Source organism: Actinomadura sp. NPDC023710, assembly GCF_040639875.1.
Classification (GTDB): domain Bacteria; phylum Actinomycetota; class Actinomycetes; order Streptosporangiales; family Streptosporangiaceae; genus Spirillospora; species Spirillospora citrea.
The window spans coordinates 138005-155920 of sequence record NZ_JBFAGB010000007.1 but is presented as its reverse complement, the minus strand read 5'-3'; the positions used below and the strand labels follow the sequence as shown (position 1 = coordinate 155920).

The 17916-nt window shown below is 70.2% G+C and carries 19 protein-coding genes, 1 other RNA gene and 1 pseudogene; 11 read left to right on the top strand and 10 right to left on the bottom strand.

The window, feature by feature from the left end; genetic code table 11:
- The first annotated feature begins 35 nt into the window (after positions 1-35).
- Together AB0H37_RS10730 and AB0H37_RS10725 are read left to right on the top strand one after the other, a co-directional pair.
- Positions 36-905 carry a TIGR03619 family F420-dependent LLM class oxidoreductase gene (locus AB0H37_RS10730; RefSeq protein WP_329085891.1) on the top strand — a complete coding sequence of 290 codons (870 nt, stop codon included), beginning with the start codon at positions 36-38 and terminating at the stop codon, positions 903-905.
- A 23-nt stretch (positions 906-928) separates the two neighbouring features.
- Positions 929-1366 (top strand): nuclear transport factor 2 family protein, encoded by a 438-nt coding sequence (locus tag AB0H37_RS10725; RefSeq protein WP_360612231.1) that lies wholly within the window; start codon positions 929-931, stop codon positions 1364-1366.
- Between the two features lie 15 nt (positions 1367-1381).
- Here the strand turns inward: AB0H37_RS10725 and AB0H37_RS10720 are convergent, their stop codons facing one another.
- Positions 1382-2179 carry a nuclease-related domain-containing protein gene (locus AB0H37_RS10720; RefSeq protein ID WP_360612230.1) on the bottom strand — a complete coding sequence of 266 codons (798 nt, stop codon included), beginning with the start codon at positions 2177-2179 and terminating at the stop codon, positions 1382-1384.
- A gap of 194 nt (positions 2180-2373) precedes the next feature.
- On the opposite strand from AB0H37_RS10720, the gene AB0H37_RS10715 reads away from it, so the two are divergent.
- The 5 genes from AB0H37_RS10715 (at position 2374) to AB0H37_RS10695 (ending at position 6170) form a co-directional block, all read left to right on the top strand.
- Complete coding sequence (locus AB0H37_RS10715; protein ID WP_360612229.1) at positions 2374-4125, top strand: phospholipase D-like domain-containing protein; 1752 nt, start codon at positions 2374-2376, stop codon at positions 4123-4125.
- Between the two features lie 139 nt (positions 4126-4264).
- Positions 4265-4600, top strand: coding sequence for a metalloregulator ArsR/SmtB family transcription factor (locus AB0H37_RS10710; RefSeq protein ID WP_360612228.1), 336 nt, complete (start codon positions 4265-4267; stop codon positions 4598-4600).
- On the top strand, positions 4597-5094 hold the full coding sequence (locus AB0H37_RS10705; RefSeq protein WP_360612227.1) for an SRPBCC family protein: 498 nt from the start codon (positions 4597-4599) through the stop codon (positions 5092-5094). Before AB0H37_RS10710 ends, AB0H37_RS10705 begins: the two co-directional genes overlap by 4 nt.
- The gene (locus tag AB0H37_RS10700; RefSeq protein ID WP_179837417.1) at positions 5091-5504 is read left to right on the top strand and encodes a VOC family protein; all 414 of its coding nucleotides are present in this window, start codon (positions 5091-5093) and stop codon (positions 5502-5504) included. Before AB0H37_RS10705 ends, AB0H37_RS10700 begins: the two co-directional genes overlap by 4 nt.
- A 105-nt stretch (positions 5505-5609) precedes the next feature.
- Positions 5610-6170, top strand: a complete 561-nt coding sequence (locus AB0H37_RS10695; protein ID WP_360612290.1) for a GNAT family protein — start codon at positions 5610-5612, stop codon at positions 6168-6170.
- A 12-nt stretch (positions 6171-6182) separates the two neighbouring features.
- On the opposite strand, the gene AB0H37_RS10690 is transcribed toward AB0H37_RS10695, so the two are convergent.
- Positions 6183-7298, bottom strand: coding sequence for a glycoside hydrolase family 25 protein (locus tag AB0H37_RS10690; RefSeq protein WP_329085874.1), 1116 nt, complete (start codon positions 7296-7298; stop codon positions 6183-6185).
- A 198-nt stretch (positions 7299-7496) separates the two neighbouring features.
- Here AB0H37_RS10690 and AB0H37_RS10685 point away from each other — a divergent pair, with 198 nt between their 5' ends.
- Positions 7497-8339, top strand: coding sequence for a helix-turn-helix domain-containing protein (locus tag AB0H37_RS10685; RefSeq protein WP_360612226.1), 843 nt, complete (start codon positions 7497-7499; stop codon positions 8337-8339).
- 74 nt (positions 8340-8413) lie between these two features.
- Complete coding sequence (locus tag AB0H37_RS10680; protein ID WP_360612225.1) at positions 8414-9025, top strand: dihydrofolate reductase family protein; 612 nt, start codon at positions 8414-8416, stop codon at positions 9023-9025.
- Here AB0H37_RS10680 and AB0H37_RS10675 read toward each other — a convergent pair.
- From AB0H37_RS10675 to AB0H37_RS10660, 4 genes and pseudogenes are all read right to left on the bottom strand, one after another.
- Positions 9022-9201 carry a hypothetical protein gene (locus AB0H37_RS10675; RefSeq protein ID WP_360612224.1) on the bottom strand — a complete coding sequence of 60 codons (180 nt, stop codon included), beginning with the start codon at positions 9199-9201 and terminating at the stop codon, positions 9022-9024. The genes AB0H37_RS10680 and AB0H37_RS10675 overlap by 4 nt on opposite strands.
- 54 nt (positions 9202-9255) lie before the next feature.
- Positions 9256-9684, bottom strand: a complete 429-nt coding sequence (locus AB0H37_RS10670; protein ID WP_360612223.1) for an NUDIX hydrolase — start codon at positions 9682-9684, stop codon at positions 9256-9258.
- 219 nt (positions 9685-9903) lie between these two features.
- Entirely contained in the window at positions 9904-10626 is a 723-nt protein-coding gene (locus AB0H37_RS10665) for a hypothetical protein (RefSeq protein WP_360612222.1), read from the bottom strand.
- Positions 10627-10866: 240 nt separating this feature from the next.
- Positions 10867-11115 (bottom strand): annotated as a pseudogene (locus tag AB0H37_RS10660) (transposase); the annotation flags it as partial.
- Positions 11116-11224: 109 nt separating this feature from the next.
- Between AB0H37_RS10660 and AB0H37_RS10655 the strand changes: the two are divergent.
- On the top strand, positions 11225-12181 hold the full coding sequence (locus AB0H37_RS10655) for a hypothetical protein (RefSeq protein ID WP_360612221.1): 957 nt from the start codon (positions 11225-11227) through the stop codon (positions 12179-12181).
- 505 nt (positions 12182-12686) lie between these two features.
- Positions 12687-12956 carry a hypothetical protein gene (locus AB0H37_RS10650; RefSeq protein ID WP_360612220.1) on the top strand — a complete coding sequence of 90 codons (270 nt, stop codon included), beginning with the start codon at positions 12687-12689 and terminating at the stop codon, positions 12954-12956.
- A gap of 560 nt (positions 12957-13516) precedes the next feature.
- On the opposite strand, the gene ssrA is transcribed toward AB0H37_RS10650, so the two are convergent.
- From ssrA to AB0H37_RS10630, 4 genes are all read right to left on the bottom strand, one after another.
- Positions 13517-13889, bottom strand: a transfer-messenger RNA (tmRNA) gene (gene ssrA, locus AB0H37_RS10645).
- A gap of 308 nt (positions 13890-14197) precedes the next feature.
- Complete coding sequence (locus AB0H37_RS10640) at positions 14198-16135, bottom strand: penicillin-binding transpeptidase domain-containing protein (protein WP_329085860.1); 1938 nt, start codon at positions 16133-16135, stop codon at positions 14198-14200.
- 9 nt (positions 16136-16144) lie between these two features.
- Positions 16145-16636 carry an SsrA-binding protein SmpB gene (gene smpB, locus AB0H37_RS10635; protein WP_179837424.1) on the bottom strand — a complete coding sequence of 164 codons (492 nt, stop codon included), beginning with the start codon at positions 16634-16636 and terminating at the stop codon, positions 16145-16147.
- Between the two features lie 30 nt (positions 16637-16666).
- Positions 16667-17845, bottom strand: coding sequence for a S41 family peptidase (locus tag AB0H37_RS10630; RefSeq protein ID WP_329085857.1), 1179 nt, complete (start codon positions 17843-17845; stop codon positions 16667-16669).
- Between the last annotated feature and the right edge of the window lie 71 nt (positions 17846-17916).

The following is a 17916-nucleotide window of genomic DNA, read 5'->3' as shown; positions in this document are numbered from 1 at the left end:
TGGCACCGAAGTGGAACACGTTCTACTATTCCGCCATGAGGTTCACCTACGCCGAGGCCATGACGGATCCGTCGTTCTACCTCCCGCTGGCCAAGGCCGCCGAGGAGGCCGGGTACACGAGCATGTCGGTCGCCGACTCGCTGGTGTACCCGAAGGAGTCGGACTCGGTGTATCCGTACACCGCGGACGGGAACCGGGAGTTCCTGGAGGACAAGCCCTTCATCGAGACGTTCACACTGATCGCGGCCATGGGGGCGGTGACCACCCGGCTGCGGTTCACGCCGTTCGTGCTCAAACTGCCGGTGCGTCCCCCCGTCCTGGTGGCGAAGCAGGCGACGTCGATCGCGTGCCTGACCGGCGGGCGGCTCGGCCTCGGCGTCGGGCTCAGCCCCTGGCGCGAGGACTTCGAGGTGATGGGCGTCCCGTGGGAGCGGCGCGGCAGGCGGATGGACGAGGCCATCGACATCGTCCGGGGGCTGAGCGGCGGCGAGTACTTCGAGTACCACGGCGAGCACTTCGACGTCCCGGCGATCAAGATCTGCCCGGCGCGGCCCTTCCCGATCCTGGTCGGCGGGCACAGCGAGGCCGCGCTGCGCCGCGCCGTCGTGCGCGGGGACGGCTGGATGCACGCGGGCGGCGGCGACGACCTGGACGACCTGCTGGCCCGGCTGGACCGGATCCGCGAGGCGGAGGGCAAGGCCGGCGACCCCTTCGAGGTGCACGTGATCTCGATGGACGCCTACACGCCCGACGGCGTGCGGCGGCTGGAGGACAGGGGCGTCACCGACGTGATCGTCGGCTTCCGGACGCCCTACGCCAAGGGTCCCGACACCGAGCCGCTGGACAAGAAGATCGAGCACCTCGAACGGTTCGCCGAGACCGTCATCGCCAAGACCGCCTCCTGACCCCGAAACGAGAACACGTTACAGTGGATGCCATCGCCTGGGACGCGCCCGACTCCGACCACCCGGCCCGCCGCGCCGCCCGCGCCTCCATGACCGCCGTCGCCGAGGGCCGCAAGGACGAGTGGCTGGCCCTGTTCGCCCCGGACGCCCTCATCGAGGACCCGGTCGGCCCGTCCTTCCTCGACCCGGAGGGCGCGGGGCACCGAGGCCCGGACGGCATCGAGAACTTCTGGAGCTCCTTCATCTCCACGATCGCCGGCTTCCGCTTCCGCATCGCCGACTCCTTCGCCAACGGCCCCTGCTGCGCCAACGTCGCGACGATCACGACCACGACGCCCGACGGCGCCACGATGACCATCGACTGCGTCCTCATCTACACGGTGGACGACGCCGGCAAGATCACGTCCCTGCGCGCCCACTGGGAGCCCGACCGAGCCATGGCCACCCTCACCACGCCGTGATCCTGCCGGCACCGGTCAGCGGCGGCCCCCGGACCGTCGTTGCGCATGGAAGCGATGGTCGCGCCGGACCAGGTCACCGATCCTGTGCTGGGCTTGGTGATCGAGGGTGCCGGCCGTCCGGGAGACCTGGTCCAGCAGGGACCGGATTCCGATGCTGACGACGTCGACCCCCGGCTGCCGGCACGTGCCGAGTTCCGCTCGATCGTGCATGACGACGACCGCGGTACGCACCGGGACGGGCGTGCCGCGGGAACGCAGGAACTCCTCCAGCGCTCCGGCGACCTCGCCGACCTGCCGTCCCCAGCTGCGCCCCCGGCGGTCGGCCAGCACGCCCGACTCCACCCGGTTTCCGTAGCGGTCGAACTTCTCGAACCGCCAGTCGTCGCCGGTGACGTGCACCCGGACGCCGCGGCCCTTCACCTCGACCGCCCAGACGCCGCCGGGCCCGACCAGCAGATGGTCGACCTCGCCGCGCCGGTTGGCATAACCGCGGAACAGCGTCCAGTCCCCGCGCAGGGAGCGTTCGAGTTCGGCCGCCACCCGATCCTCGGCGTCGACGCCGGCCTGCTGCTGCGCGCGCCGGTGCATGACCGTCGGGTCGGCCACCGGCGCGGTCCGCTGCAGGGCCTGCAGTTCACGGGCGTCCCTGAGCCACCTGCCCAACTGCCACCATCGGCGTGCGGCCTGCTGCCGGCGGCGCAGGGCGTCCACGGCCCGGGCATGATCGGCGATGTGGTCTCGCCGGCGGGCCAGCGCCGCGTCGGTCTCCTGAAGTTGAGCCCCCGGATGGTCTGACAGCACTTCGATCCGCATTGACCAAAGATACTGCGAACTGCGAAGTAGGCCCGACTTCCGAAGAAACTCACCGGCCGTTGCAGAACAATCTTGTCCCATTTCGGCCAGTTATGGGCGTTGGATGTCACCTTTTCGTTCATTCTGGCGGGCGGTTCCGCGACCTTATCGTCGGGGCTCGTCCCCGGCGGGAGACCGGGGAGAAGGGGGTTGGGATGAATCCTTCGACCAAGCCGCAGACTCTGATCGGCAAGTACCTGGCACGCGAGACCGATCGGACGAAATGGGGCGACGGCGAGTACGCGCCGCAACAGAACTTCCTTGGCGACCTGTCCGGGAACACGGTCGACCACTTCGTCAACGGAGTGGCGTACTTCAAGGCGCTCGAAGGCGAGATCGAGGCCCTGTGCGCGTCCAACGCCAAGGGCCGGTACCTGTACTTGACCGCGTGGTGGCTCGGCCTGGCCAAACTGCCCGCCGACACCGAGATCCAGGCCTTCGGTGAGTTCGGCAGCACCGTCGTCCAGCAATTCCCGGTACTGAAGGATCTGACGCGACCGGTGCGGGTCGGCGCGGAATACCCGCCGCTGACGCTCCCGAGCGGCGCGCTTCTCTCCAGGCGCCTGGAAGAACTGCACAAGTCCGGCGCCGATGTGCGGATCCTCGCCTGGGTGTCGCCGTTCGCCGCCCGGTACGCCGTCCCCGATCTCGGCGGGATCCGCATCGTCAACGCGCAGACGCTGCTCAGCGTCGCCGAGATGCGCAGCCGCTTCGGCGAGCAGGACGCCGGCAAGGTGATGGTCAACATGACCGCGCACCCGCTGGGCGCGGTCCACTGCAAGCTGGTGGTGGCCGGCGACCACAAGTCCACGCGCGCCTTCACAGGCGGCATCGACCCGGTCATGGACCGGACGGCCCCGACCTGGCACGACCTCGCGGTGCGGGTCACCGGGCCCGCTGCCACGGCGGTCCACCGCTTCTTCCAGCAGCTGTGGGCCGAGAACCTCAAGCTGCCGGCCGAGGACTTCCTGGTCGACCACCACCCGATCGCATCGCGGCTCAAGACGGCCGTGCCGGTCCCCGACCCGCCGGAACCACCGCGCGGGGACGGCACCGGAGCCCACGTCCAGGTGCTGCGGACCGTTCCGCAGATGCGGTTCTCCTCGTCCGGCCCGGAGTGGCTCTACGACAAGAGCTCGGTGGTGCGGGCACTCATCACCGCCGGCGTCGGCTTCAGAAAGGAACCCATCAGTTTCGCGCAGGACGGTCTCTTCGAGTTCAAGGTGGCGCTGGAGAAGGCGATCGGCCAGGCCGAGAAGTACATCTTCATCGCGGACCAGGCGTTCAGCAGCGAAGAGATCATGGGCTGGATCAACGCCCGGATGCTGGCGAAACCGGATCTCAAGGTGATCCTGCTGCACGGCGGAGACCCCGCCGACCCTCCGAGCGGCGACATGCCGGAGGCGGTCAACGGGCACCTGATCCCGCACGTGCCCACGGTCCTCTTCGGCGGGCCCAGCGGCCTGCGGGGCGTGGAGATCTACGGCTGGCCCGGCACGACCGTGCACTGCAAGGTGACGATCATCGACGATGTCTTCTGCGTCGTGGGCTCGGCCAACGCGATGCGGCGCAGCCTCTACACCGACACCGAACTGTCCGTCGCGGTCCTGGACGCCACGGACACCGGCCTCGTCCGCCGCCTGCGCCGCGACCTGTGGGCCAAGTACTGCGGGATGACCCTGCCGTCGGAGATGCTGCTGGTGGGCGCCACGCAGCCGGGCTACGACGAGCTGCTCGACCTTCACGACTCGCTGTCCCTGTGGTCCCCGACATGGGGCGGCGCGCTCCCGTCCCACGTCAGGCTGCTGCCCGGGCTCAAGGGCTTCCACCTGCCGATGCCGGTGACCGTGCCGTACTCGCCGCAGGAGCACGACCGCAAGGACACCGACTCGCGCATGACCTTCTGAGCCTCGCCGCGCCGGTACCGGGGGCGTCCGGACTGCGGACGTCCCCGGCCGGGCGCGCCCTTGTCCCACCCCTCGCTTGACAGGTCGGGACGTCCACGGGTACAAAACCATCTGGTTATAGAACCGGAAGGTTGACCTAGTGAACACCAGCACTCTGGACACGACGTTCGCCGCCCTGGCCGACCCGACCAGGCGCGCGATCCTGACCCGGCTCACCCGGGGCGACGCCTCGGTGGGCGAGTTGTCCGCGCCCTTCGCCATGAGCCAGCCCGCCGTGTCCAAGCACCTGCGCGTCCTGGAACGTGCCGGCCTGGTCTCGCGCGGCCGGGACGCGCAGCGGCGGCCGTGCCGGCTTGAGGCCCGTCCCCTCCGGGAGGCGCTGGACTGGCTCGCGGACTTCCGCCAGTACTGGGAGGAGAGCTACCAGCGGCTCGACGAACTGCTCGCAAGGCTCGAAGAGCAGGAGGACTCGTGACGGCGTGGCCGCCCCGCGGGGCGGGCCTCGTGGTCAGCGCGCCGTCGGGCACCGAGATCCTGCTCAGCAGGACGTTCGACGCGCCCCGCCGGCGGGTGTTCGACGCGTTCACCCGTCCGGCACTGCTCAAGCAGTGGCACGGCGCCCGCGGCTGGACACTCGTCGTCTGCGAGATCGACCTGCGTCCCGGCGGCACCTGGCGTTTCGTCTCCCACGGCCCGGGCGGCGCCGAGATGGGCTACGGCGGCGTCTTCCTCGAGGTGGACGCGCCCGCGAGGCTGGTGCAGAGCGAGATCCGCGACGGCTGGGAGGCCGGCGAGGCCCTGGTCACCACCGTCTTCGACGAGCGGGACGGCCGCACCGCCATGAACATCACCGTTCGCTACCCCACCCGCGAGATACGCGACAGCGTGCTCCGCAGCCCGATGCGGCGCGGCGCGGGCCAGTCCTACGACCGACTCGACGACCTTCTCTCGAAAGGACACCACCCATGACCGAGCCGCAAACCCCGGTAACGCCCGTGCGCCCCGGGATGCTCCTGCTCGAACTCGTCCCGGTGCCCGTCGCCGACATCGACCGGGCCAAGGAGTTCTACACCGCTCTCGGCTTCAACGCCGACGTCGACGTGCGACCCGCGGACGGCGTCCGGTACGTCCAGCTCACACCGCCGGGCTCGGCCTGCTCGATCGCGCTGACGGAGGGCCTACCGGGAATGGACATGCCGGTCGGGACGCAGCGCGGCCTGCACCTGGTCGTCAGCGACATCGAGCAGGCCAGGTCCGACCTCGTCAAGCGCGGCGCCGACGTGGACCCGGTGGAGGACATGGGCGGCGTCTTCTACGCCCGATTCGCCGACCCGGACGGGAACACCTGGACCCTCCAGCACATGCCCTGGCGCCCCTGACCCCGCGACGACGGCCGACTGGGCTCGCGGGCACCGAGGCCTGGCGCACCGCCTCCGTGAGAAGATCCAGCGCAGTCTGTGCTGGTACTGACCCTGGAGGCGAGGATGTACGCGGTGTCCCTCGGCGGCGACGGCGCGGAGCTGCGACCGCTCGAACCATGGCAGGCCGACGAGTTCCTGGCCCACATCGACCGAGGACGAGACTTCATCGGCCAGTACGTCGGGCTTCCGGACCGCGTCACGGACCTGAGATCCAGCCGCGCGCATCTGCAGGCGTACGCCGACAAGGCCGCGGCCGACCGAGGGCGCATCTACGGCATCTGGGCCGGCGGCCGGCTGGTGGGCGGGGTGCTCTTCGTCACGATGGACGTCGAGCAGGGCACCGCCGAGGCCGGCTGCTGGCTGGAACCGTCGGCCGCGGGCAAGGGCCTGGTGACCAGAGCGGTGCGCACCATCATCGACTGGGCCATCGAGGAGCGCGGCATCCACCGCGTGGAATGGCGGGTCTCGACCGCCAACCAGCCCAGCATCTCCGTCGCCGAGCGGCTGGGGATGACGAAAGACGGCACCCTGCGAGAAAGCTACCTCTACCGCGGAGAACGGCAGGACACCGAGGTCTGGTCAGTGCTCGCCCCAGAGTGGCGGGCGACCAGGCAGGCGTCCTAGAGCCGCTCCCGGTCAGCTGCGGTCTTGGGCTATGGTCCAGCGGCCGGACGTCGCGCGGGGTGCCGGGCGGGTTCCGGGGTCGCCTCCGGAGGGGAACACGGCGATCGCGACGTACACGTGCTGACCCTTGCCGAGGCCCTTGGGCATGGCGCCGGTGACGAACTGGGCGCCACTGGTGGCCAGGGCGTCGGCACGGGTTTCGGTCCACACCCCGGCCGACCGACCGTCCTCCCAGTCGTGGACCTCGAACCGCATCTGGTACTCGTCGCCGAGGCTCATCCCCTCGACGCCGACGATGGCGGTGATGTCCGCCCATGTCGAGAGCGGAGCCACGTAACCGGGATAGCCGTCGGGGCGGCCCTTGTCCGGTTCGGAGTGGGAGTCGGCAGGGTCGGCGTGGGTGATGTCCCAGTTGAGGACGGTGAACCGTCCCCATGCCAGAGCCTGGGACCTGGACTTGCCGTAACTGCTGCGGATGGGCACTTCGTCCTCCTCGCGTGACCCGAGGGCCAGCGCCTTCAGCTCCGCGAGCGAGCCGCGGAAGGCGTTGACGTCGCAGTGGCCCGTGATGCCCGGAACCGAACCGCTGGACGAGTACTGCAGGATCGAGATCGGCTCCCCGCCGTACGGCGTCCACCACGAGGCGGGGACCTTCTGGTAGAGATCGGCCGCGGAGCCGGAGCCGGAGACGTACCGGGACTGCCAGAGCGTGTCGAAGAAGCCGAGATCGGGCCGGCCGTGCTCCTCCCAGTACCAGCGCGGGAAGTAGCCGATGACGGGATGGCCGCCGGTGCGGCTCTTCAGCTCGGCCACCCAGGCCCTGGCGGTGGACGCGTCGGCGCCGGACGCCTCGACGTCGAGCGCGACGGCGAGACGGGACACGTCACCGGCCTTGGCCAGGAAGTAGCGGGCCTGCGCGGCACCGTCACCGCCGTGCAGGAAGTGGTAGGCGCCCGGCACGAAGTCGCCGCCGAGCCCGAGCATCCCGGAGCGGTTGTGGCTCCAGGCCGGATTCACGTAGTCGGTCGATTCACTGACCTTGGAGAACGCGAACCGGACCCCCGAGCCCTGGACGCGCCGCCAGTTCGGCCTGCCCTGATAACTCGCCACATCGACCCCGTAGAGCACGGCCGTCTCCCTCCTGGGGCACGTGGTGTTGCTGTGGGACCACGCCCTAAGGAGACGCTACGGTGAGCGACCATACGGTCACACTCTCCGATACGCTAGGCGACCGTTACGAAACAGGTCGTAAATATCCTTGCCGTGGCCGCCCCGCAGCTGCCGACATCCTTCGGCGCCCTGCCCCCCTTCGGCCACACTGAGCCCATGGAATATGTCGGCCGGGTGCCCGCCCCGCCGCTCGACCGCTTCATCGACGACATCTACTGCCTGTCCGGGAGGCCGCGCCACCGCCGGGTGAACGTGCCGCCGATGCCGTCCGCGCACCTGTTCGTCAACCTGGGCGAGCCTGCCCGCCTGTGGGACTCCGACCCTTCGGTGCCCCCGGCGGTGTTCGCCGACGGGTGGTTCATGGGCGTATGGACCCGGCGTTTCCTCATCGAGCACCCCACGCGGGTACGGCTGGTCGGAGTGCACTTCAAGCCTTGGGGGCTTTCGCCGTTCGTCGACATGCCGGTGACCGAGCTGCGGGACCGGTGGGTGCCTGTCGACGCCGTCTGGCGGCGGTCATTGGACCGGATCCGCAACCAGGTCGGCGAGATCGCCTCGGCCACCGAAGCGCTGCGGGTCGTGGAGGAGGAGCTGCGATCGCGACTCGCCGAAGCGCCCTCGCGAGGTCTCGGCCTGGTCCAGCACACCGGCGGGCGCCTGGAGTCCTCCCACGGCGCGGTCCCCGTCGGCGCGCTGGCCGATGCCGCCGGGGTGAGCGGCAATCACCTGGCCGCGCAGTTCAAGTCACATGTCGGGGTCACCCCGAAGCGAGTGGCGCGGATCTACCGCTTCGCTCGGCTGATCCTGTCCGTGGACGCCCTGCGCCCGGTCGACTGGTCGGACCTCGCCCATACGGCGGGCTACTTCGACCGGGCCCACTTCAGCCGGGAGTTCAAGGACTTCACCGGCCACACCCCGACGGAGTACCTGGCCCTGCGGCGCCGGTTCCCCTCCGAGCCGGGGTTCCCACCGGACAGCGGCCCGATGCCCGCCGATTGATTTCTTACATGCCCCGTCGCCCCCGGAGACGACAAGATCGGAGGCAACGACGCAAGGAGACCTGAGGGGGACCTGTGGGCACAGTGATCATGCACAGCGTCATGTCGGTCGACGGCTTCATCGCCGACGAGAACGACGAGGTCGGAACGCTCCACGACTGGTACTTCGACGGGGACATCCCGATCGTCGGAGGCGGCGACGAGGAGTACGACCATTCCGGAACCGCAAGCGGCATCAAGGTCTCGAAGGCATCGGCGGAGTACGTCCGGTCGACGTGGGACACGATCGGCACGATCGTGATGGGCCGCACCCTGTTCGACCTGGTGAACGGCTGGGAGGGCCGGCCGCCCGCGGGCGACCACGTGGTCGTGGTGTCCCACCGGCCCAAGCCCGAGGGCTGGCACCCGGAGGCGTCGTACCACTTCGTCGACGACGTGACGGCCGCGATCGACAAGGCCCGGGAACTCGCCGGGGAGCGCACCGTCGCCGTGAACGCCGGCGACGTGGGCGGCCAGATCCTCGCGGCCGGCCTCGTGGACGAGGTGGCGATGGACGTGGTGCCGGTGGTGTTCGGGGCGGGCAAACGCTTCTTCGGCGGCGTCGATCGGCAGCACCTGCTGGAGGACCCCCACGTGGTCATCCAAGGCGAGCGCGTCCTGCATCTGAGGTACAGGGTGCGCCGCTAGCCTCTGGCCGCCGGTCCCGTCCGGGCGCCGTGCGGCGCGGTGTCATCGGGATCGTCGGCGGTCTGGCCGGCGACCTTGTAGGCCGTTCCACTGGCCGGCCGCAGGCCGCACGGCATCCGGTACCAGTCCGCCTGCTTCGCGCCGTACCCGAAGTCGGAGTCGTCGGCCTGGTACACGCAGTCACCGATCGTGGCGTCGGCTCGCCGGCCCTGGACGGCCCAACCCTGGTCTCACAGGCCGATGTTGCTCTTGGCGCCCATGTAGGAACCGGCGCCGGGGAATCCGGCCTTCGCAAGGCCGACGAACCGCTCGCCGAAGCCGAGCGACACCAGGTCGGCGAGGCGCAGGAACTCGACCCCGCGGATCGGCCGGGAGTCCGCCGCCCCGGCCACGACCGTGCCGCCTACCCGACGCGCCTCGAAGGTGATGTGCAGGACGTGCACATCACCGCGAATGTGATCGCAGACGTACAGCAGCCGGCCGACCTCGACGTCGATACCGGTCTCCTCCCGCATCTCCCTGACCAGCGCCTCGGCCAGCGGCTCGGCCTCTTCCACCTTGCCGCCCGGCAAGGACCACGACCGCCCGGTGTCGGTGTCCTGGTCCAGCAGCAGAACCCGGTCGTCCTCGATGACCACGCCGGTGACCCGTACGTCCACGCCAGCAACCTACCGGGCCGCACGGAGAACACGACGGGCCACCGGGAAGGCGAGGGAAGCGCCGACCACGCGTAGTCCATGGTGACCGAGGCGGTGGTCTCATGGACGGGCGGCGTCGCCGAGCTGATCTTGGAACGCGATCGCGCATTCCGCAGCCTCGCCACGTCGACACCGTGCCCCCTCACGATCCCGGCCGAAGGGCCTCTGGTGGGCCCCCGGTCAGGCGGAGCAATTCCGAAGCTTGCCCTTTACCCGATAGGTGCACTTGTAATAGAGGGTCCAGAAATCGTAGGCGATCGCCTCACCCTTGTACACGTTCTTCTTCTGTATGTCGCATCGGAGACCGGTTCCCGAATGAGGCGACCCCATGCCCAGTACCCCCGTGTCCTGCCAGACGTGGAACTTCCAGCCCTTGAACACCTGATTCACCTGGATGGTGTAGAAGGCCTTCTTGGTCAGGGCGACGTCGTAGGTGATCCGGACCGACTTCTCCTGGCCCACTTCGAACGCGGCGCCGGAGGAGATCTGCTCGTACGTCGCCCCGAGTGTGGCGGTGGCCTTGGTCGTGACCTTGTCTTCCCCCGAGTACGTGAGCTTGTTGCCCGGGCCCTCGCCCGTGGCCCGCCACGGGTGCTTGTTCGGCTTGTAGTAGTGGGTGCCGACGTACTGCCCCTTCTTGACCCTGCTGGTCACCGCGCAAGGCTGGCCGGCCTTGCGGCCGGCCCCCGCCTGACCCGCGCCCATCCCGCCCGTACCCGTCCCGCCCGCGGACCCGCCGTGCTGTTCGGGCCCTCCCGCGGGCGTCACCACGGAGTCGCCGGCGACCCGGCCCGCCTGTACGGCGGGCCCGTCGTCCAAGGCCAAGCCACCGGCGTATACGCCACCGGCGGCGACCACCGATCCGACGGTCCCCGCCACCACGATCTTCGCGATCCTCTGCATTTGCCGTTCACCTTTCCGAGCAGTCCCGGATTCACTGGTTGACGGTTCAGTACGCTAACCAGCGAAAATTCGGGACGTTAGGGCCTCGGGGCCCAAGAACTCGTCTGACCCGGCCCTAATCCGGCGTCCGCTCCCGCACCGCAGGACAGGCGATCGCAGTCGACGACGCGCGGCTCACCGACTCCAACGACCGCGCAGAAGCCCAGACGGCGGCGTAGACGAAGTGGTTCTGCACGGCACGCCGCGGCGTGCGATACGCGGGACGACGCCCCGCCGGCGGAGCCATCGCCGCAGGTCGGCGGAATCGTAGGCTTTGTCGGCCCGGGCCTTGGCCGGTCGCCGTCGGCGTGGACCGCGGCGGGAGCGGATCGGCGGGATGGCCATGAACAGCGGCTTGAACGGCTCGACATCGGCGACGTTGGCGGCCGAGACGCCCACGACCAGCGGCAGGCCCCCGGCATCGGACAGGACGTGGAACTTGCTGCCCTTCAGGTCTCAAGCACTCGGCTGAAGTCCAGCTCGCCCTTGCCCTGTACAGTCTCTTATGTCCGACACGAAAAGCGTGTCGGTTTCTCGCGCAAATAAGAGGGTGATTAACATGAATCAGGGCCACCCGCCTCCCGGGCTTCGGGTATTGATAACGACGAATGAGCCCTGGGGCACCTACCACGTGCAGCCACTGCTCGACGAGGCCGCGCGGCGCGGCTGGGAGCTCATTCAGGTGGTGCCCGACGTGTCGCGGATCAAGCCCGGGGATCCGGTGCCGACCGCGACACCGCGAACGGCACCGCCGGCCGATCTGCTCGTGGTCGCCGGGGCCGGTGACTGGCCGGTGGAGGTCGCCGGTCGATTTCCGAGGCTACCCCTGGCCGCCAGCGGGCTCGCCTATCTGGGGCCGCGGGAAGCCGCCGACGCCGGGCGGCTGCGCCCGCGGCTGCGGGCGATCACCGCCGCGTCGCAGGGGGCGGCCCTTGCGTTCGCAGGCCATCTCGGCACTCGGCGGACGATAACCGTCGTCGGTTCCCCGCGGACCGATGATCTGCCGAAGCGGGTGCCCGAGCCGGGGCTGGTACTGGTCCTGACGAGCGTCACCCACCCCGACTCGACAGGTGAAGCGGCGCCCGGCACAGATCTCCTGCTGGCGGCCGCGGAGGAACTGCGGACGGCCGGCAAGCGGATCATGGTGGGTCTGCACCCGAGGGAGGACCCCGCGTTGTGGGCCCGCCATGAGATCAGCCAGGTCTCGTCGCAGACTGCCGCGGCACGTGCTGAGGCGACGATCGGGATTCCGGGAACGGTGTTCCCCCTGATCGCCGCCGTGGGCACACCTCTCGTGGGGTGCACCGATCCCGCGCTGAGGGTTCCCGACTATCTGCTCACGGTCTGTTCGTCCACCATCGATGATGCCGCGCTCGCGGTATCCGCGGTGAACAATGCCCGACTTCCGGCGTCTGAGACGCTGCGGGAGGGCATCGGGCCGGTCGGCGGATCGGCGGGTCGCCTATTCGACGTCTGGTCGAAGGCGGCACGAGGGGATGTCGTCGAATTGGCGTGACCCTTCGTCCCAGCTCCACCCCTGTGGTCACCCACTTGGGGTGGAACACCCGCTGCTCGGGCGGACCGGTCGCATGGCGGTCCGCCTGGGCGGTCCTCTCGCCTCCTTCGCCGCGAACGGCGGGAGGAACCCCGCGTCCCAGCGACCGGCATTTTGCCGTCATCGCCGGGACGCTTCTCGTCGCCGCTCTGAACACAGTCGGCACGGTCTTCCGTGCCCGTGCCTCACGGCCCGGAAGAGGCCGTCTGCGGGGATTGACACTCCCGGCGGTCGTCCGGACCGGGCCCTGCCCTATACACCCATGGGCCTCGTCCACGAGGTGCTCCGGGTGTATCCGCCCGCCTGGCTGCTCGGCAGGGACCGCGCGCGGCGGCTCGGTCGGGAAAGCGCCCATCGGCTACCTCAACGTCCCTCCGTCCACACCGATGGACGCGATGACCGCCCTGCCCCACAGCGTGCCCGCCGCAACGCCCCCGGCACATTCCAGTTCCGTCACCAGCCGATAGTGATCGTCTTCGTCCACGTACTCACCAGGCTCGTCCCCGTCGAGGTCGCCGGCATCGGGGGCGTCTTCCTTGTATGCCGGACCCTGGACCTCCACAGCCGGACCGGTCCCACCGATGACGAAGAGGGTTCGTCCGCCGAGCGTTGCCGCGCGAGCCCAGCTCACACCTCCGCCGTCCGCTCCCTCCAGCACCGCACCGGTTTCCAGATCCCACTGCGCGAAGTCCTGGTGCTCCCCGCCACCGCCGACCACCGACGACGGCTGCGCTGATCTGACTGAGCTCAACGAAGGGGAACTCTCGGGGCGGGACGTCAAGCCGATGCTCGGCCCATTGATCAGTCGTCGGGTCCCAGAAGAAGGCGCGGTGTTGGTCGGTACCGATGACGAGCAAGTGACCGTCACGGTCGACGAGGTCGAAATCGAGGAGGGGACTGTCAGAGGGCGCTCTGCTGGACACGACGGCTCGGAGTCCAGGCATGAGCGCATCGTAGACACCGAGCCCGACGATCATGGTCGGCTGCCACAGGACATGATGGCGGTTACTGACGCGCCTCAGTTCGACCGGACGACAAGATTCCCCGATGCATCAATCTGGCCGTGGCCGCTGAACGTGCACTGGCGATCAATCCAGACGACGCCATGGCCGGGCTGGCCGAGGCGACGTGGGCCAAGTGGGATGACGCCGCCGTGACTCCACCCCGGTACCCGTTCAGCACCGGCCTGAGCGGGATGTGGTCGCCGACAAGGCCGAGCAGACGGCAGCGGCCGCCACAGCAACTGGACGCACAACGGCCCGACCGAAACACAAGTTTCGGTCGGGCCGTTATAGCTGGTGGAGGTGGCGGGAATCGAACCCGCGTCCTTCGGTGATGGGTCAGGGCTTCTCCGGGTGCAGCCTGCTTAGCGTTTTCTCAGTCCCGGCGCTCACGCAGGCGTGTCGCCGACGGGCTCAGTCGCTGTTGGGTGTCCCTACCGGGCCCGCGACCGGACCGGCAGGTGAAGTCTCCTTACGATGCCAGACCCCGGGACGGAGACGCTCCCGGGCTGACAGAGTTCACTCCTCGCTCAGGCGGCGAGGGCGAACTCGGACTGCTTCTTGTTGGCAGTTATTGGTTTGCTGTCACAGGATTAACGAGGTCACGACAGCAACCCTCGACCCGCTTCCCCTGGCTCTAACGACCGAAGTCGAAGCCGGTCACCCCCATGTTCAGTTGTCAAAGCGTCCGTCCGAGGACGTCCACACGATGACGCTACAAGGATAACGCGTGCGGGGGCAACGTGATTCCCTCCGGACACACGTGAACCCCGGTGGACGCGATCGGTGTCGCGTCCACCGGGGTCGACCGGCAGGGTCGGGCCGGTCCGGACGGCAGAGCCTCCCCCGAGACGAGGCTCTGGTCTCATCACGGCGACTGAGTCCGCAACCCCCCAAGCGGTGGCTCAGTCACCCGTAAAGACGCACGCAGGGGGCGGGTTGGTTGCGTCCCGTCCGTAAAGAGCCGACAAAGGACCTAGCCGCCCAGGAACTTCGCGGCCAGCGCCGGGGTGTTGACGACGCCCTCGACGGCGATGGCGAAGGCGCGGTCGCCGCTGGAGCCGACGAACCAGGAGACGGTCTTGGTACGGCCGCCCTCGTTGTAGGTGGTGAGGGCGGCGACGCCGACGACGTCACCGGAGACGCGGGCGCCGCGGGCGTTGCCGCGGGACGCGGTGCGGCTCAGGACCTTCTTGAGGTTGGAGATGGACTCGGGCGGCAGGCTCTGGGCCTGCGGCGCCTGGGCCGTCGTGGACGGGTCCTTGAGGACGTAGGGCGGCCGCCAGGTGCCGCTGTAGGCGGCGGCGGCCACCATGGCCATCGCCAGGGGGCTGACCTGGACGGCGCCTTCGCCGACCATGGCCGCGGCCTTCTCGCCGTCGTTCGCGGGGGCCGGGACGGAGCCGGTGAACGCGGGGACGCCGAGGCCCCAGTTCTTGCCCAGGCCGAGCTGGGACGCCTCCCGGAGGAGGGTCTGCGCGTCCACCTTGCTGCTGAGCTGCGCGAGGGTCGTCTTGCAGGACGCGGCGAAGTGGTTGGCGAAGCTGCTGTCGGGGCGGGCCTTGTTGGTGAAGGCCTTGCCGCCGACGGTGAGGGTGCCGGGGCAGGTGGTCTCGGTGGACTGCTTCATGCCGGCCTGGGAGAACAGCGCCTCCGCGGACACGATCCCGAAGGTCAGGCCGGGCGGGTAGTGGCCCTCGAAGGCGAAGTTCTGGCCGCCCGTGCCGCGGTTGGCGACGGCGAGCACCTCGCCGGTGCTCGGCCGGACGGCGACCATGGACGCCGGGAACTGCAGGCCCGCCAGCGCCTCGTCGGCGTGGCGCTGGTAGCCGGGGTCGAGGGTCGTCTGGACCTGCTGCGGTTCCTGGCCGGGCCAGGAGCGCAGCTGCTCGGTGCTCTTGCCGGTCTCGTCCTGCGCGACGACGCTGACGGTGGGCGTCCCGGCGAGGCGGCGCTGCTGGAGCAGCTGGATGCCGCTGACGCCGATCGTGTCGCCCGGCTGGTAGGGGGCGCCGACCTGCTGGAGCCGGTCGGCGGTGGCGGGGCCGAGGTTGCCGATCAGCTCGGGCGCGTACGCGGGCGCGATCGGCGCGCGGACGCCCTGGAACCGCAGCCCCGGGATGTGGGTGAGCCGCTGGATCAGCGCGTTGTGCGTGGGGACCTGCAGGGTCAGCAGCGGCAGGTACGTCTGCGGCGGGGCGGACCGGACGCGGCCGAGGAGGCGCTCGGAGTCCAGCCGCCGGCCGCCGTCGATCTTGGTCTGCTTGGCGAGCTGGTCGATGGTCTTCTGCGGGTCGGCGAGCTGCCCGGGGAACACCCCGACCTGGTACGCCCCGATCTCGCGCAGCGCGGAGCGGCCCTGGGTGTCGGTGATCGGGGAGCGCTTGGGCACCTGCGTCACCACGGCGAGGCGCTGCCCCGGCTTCAGCTTGGTGTTGATGATGGACGAGTCCCAGACGACCTTCCAGATGCCGCCGACGCGGCGCAGGTGCATCAGGCCGGGGTACTCCCACGGCTGCCCGTTCTCACCCAGGTCGATCTTCACGGTGAAGCGGGCGTCGGCCTCGTCGCCCTTCTTGACGATCTGGTCGACGCCGGAGCCCTCGACCTCGGTGCCGAGCGACAGGCGCAGGGACGCCGCGTCCAGCTGCTGCCGGACGCGGCCGAGCGCGTCCTCGACCTGCTTGCGGTCGGCGCCGACCGTCCGGCCGGCCGCGGCCTCGTAGTTGCCGACCTGCCAGGCGATGAGGAAGTCGCGGACGGCGGGCATCGCCGACGGCTCGGCCCAGCACCCGGTCGTCATCGTCCCGACCAGGGCGCCGCAGGCCGCCAGCGCGACCGCCCGGCGCCGCGCGGGCGAGAGAAGCGGCGTCCGGGCCCCGGCACGGGCCCGCCTCCGGCCTCGGTTCGTCATCGACACCCTTCACCGTCTCCTGAACCGGGCCGCCGCAGCCTTCTGCATCTCCCGCTCGGCTTCCCGCTTGGCGATGGCCTGGCGTTTGTCGTAGGACTTCTTACCACGGGCCAGGCCGATCTCGACCTTGGCCTTCCCGTCCTTGAAGTACAGCGAGAGCGGGATCAGCGTCCAGCCCGGCTCCTCCGACTTCGCGATGATTTTCTGGATCTCGCGGCGGTGCAGCAGCAGCTTGCGGCGCCTGCGGGGCGCGTGGTTGGTCCAGGTGCCCTGCGTGTACTCGGGGATGTGGACGTTCTCCAGCCACACCTCGCCGTCGCGCACGTGCGCGAAGCCGTCGGCCAGGGAGGCCCGGCCGGCGCGCAGGGCCTTCACCTCGGTGCCCATGAGCACCATGCCCGCTTCCCACGTGTCGTCGACGTGGTAGTCGTACCGGGCCCGCTTGTTCTGGGCGATGAGCTTGCGCCCGGTGTCGTTCTTCCGCCCGGTGTCCCGTGCCACGTCCTCAGTCCTCGTCCCGCGTCGTCGTCTTCAGCCCGGCATCGTCGCGTGGAGGCCGCGCAGTACCGTCCGGGCGCGCCGCTCGGCCGCCTTGGCGGGGCGGTCGGCGGAGACCTCCACGTCGGGTTCGATACCGACCCCGTCGAGGTTACGGCCGCTCGGGGTGCGGTAGCGACCGACGGTCAGCTCGATGACCGACCCGTCGGCGAGCCGGAGGGGTTCCTGCACCGAGCCCTTCCCGTACGTACGCGATCCTACGATCACCGCGCGGTCGCGGTCGCGCAGGGATCCCGCGACGATCTCCGCGGCGCTCGCGGTGCCCGCGTCGACGAGCACGACGAGCGGGGTCCGGGCGTCGCCGGGGGCGGTGACGGTGCGCCGCTGGACGGGCCTGCCGCGCGGCTCGTAGGTCACGACCGGGCCCCCGGCCAGGAACGCCGACGCCGTCTCGACCGCCTCGTCCACCAGCCCGCCGGGGTTGCCGCGCAGGTCGAGCAGCACGCCGCCGTCGGGACGGCCCGCGGGCGAGCGCCCGGTCACGGCCGCGCGGACCTGCCGGCCCGTCCCGCGGGTGAAGGCGCCGACCCGGATCATCCGCGCGCGCTCGGAAAGCTCGGTCACGGTGACGTCCCCTCCAGAGACCTTCGTGCGGACGAGGTGGAATCTCCTGGTTCGACGCTCGCGCTCCACGGTGAGTTCGACCGTCTCGTCCGGACGCCCGCGCAGCGCCTCGGCGACGCGCGAGATGTCCCAGCCGGTCACGGCGGCGTCACCGACGCGGGTGACGACGTCGCCGGCCTGGACGCCGGCGCGGGCGGCGGGGGTGCCGGGCTGGACGCTCGCCACCAGCACGCGGGAGTCGCCGTCCTCGCTGCCGAGCCACAGTCCGACGCCGCTGTAGCGGCCGGTGAGGCGGCCCTCGACGTCGTCGTACTCGCGGGCGGAGTAGTAGTGCGCCCACCGGTCGCCGAGCCCGCGCAGCATGCCCTCGATGGCGGCGCGGTCGAGCGCGCCGCGGTCGACGGGCCGCGCGGACCGGCCGCCGATCTTCGTGGCGGCCTCGTCCAGGACGGAGCCGCCCCCGGCGACGGCCGCGTGCCGCTCGGAGCCCGAACCGCTCACGACGCCCGCGCCGTAGGCGCAGACGATCGCCGCCGCGATGGCGGCGCCGCGCAGCACACCGCCCGGTCGCCTGCTCAGCGGGGACACGGGCGCGACGGAGGCGCGGAGGGGGTCATGCGGCCAAGTGTAGGGCGGCGCCGCGGCCCGGATCCGGCGGT

Excerpts from the sequence above, each read along its gene's own strand:
- AB0H37_RS10730 (WP_329085891.1), top strand. The coding sequence starts at position 36 with ATGAGGTTCACCTACGCCGAGGCCATGACGGATCCGTCGTTCTACCTC.
- AB0H37_RS10720 (WP_360612230.1), bottom strand. The coding sequence starts at position 2,179 with ATGCGGATCGAAGTGCTGTCAGACCATCCGGGGGCTCAACTTCAGGAG.
- AB0H37_RS10715 (WP_360612229.1), top strand. The coding sequence starts at position 2,374 with ATGAATCCTTCGACCAAGCCGCAGACTCTGATCGGCAAGTACCTGGCA.
- AB0H37_RS10700 (WP_179837417.1), top strand. The coding sequence starts at position 5,091 with ATGACCGAGCCGCAAACCCCGGTAACGCCCGTGCGCCCCGGGATGCTC.
- AB0H37_RS10695 (WP_360612290.1), top strand. The coding sequence starts at position 5,610 with ATGTACGCGGTGTCCCTCGGCGGCGACGGCGCGGAGCTGCGACCGCTC.
- AB0H37_RS10685 (WP_360612226.1), top strand. The coding sequence starts at position 7,497 with ATGGAATATGTCGGCCGGGTGCCCGCCCCGCCGCTCGACCGCTTCATC.
- AB0H37_RS10665 (WP_360612222.1), bottom strand. The coding sequence starts at position 10,626 with ATGCAGAGGATCGCGAAGATCGTGGTGGCGGGGACCGTCGGATCGGTG.
- AB0H37_RS10655 (WP_360612221.1), top strand. The coding sequence starts at position 11,225 with ATGAATCAGGGCCACCCGCCTCCCGGGCTTCGGGTATTGATAACGACG.
- AB0H37_RS10640 (WP_329085860.1), bottom strand. The coding sequence starts at position 16,135 with ATGACGAACCGAGGCCGGAGGCGGGCCCGTGCCGGGGCCCGGACGCCG.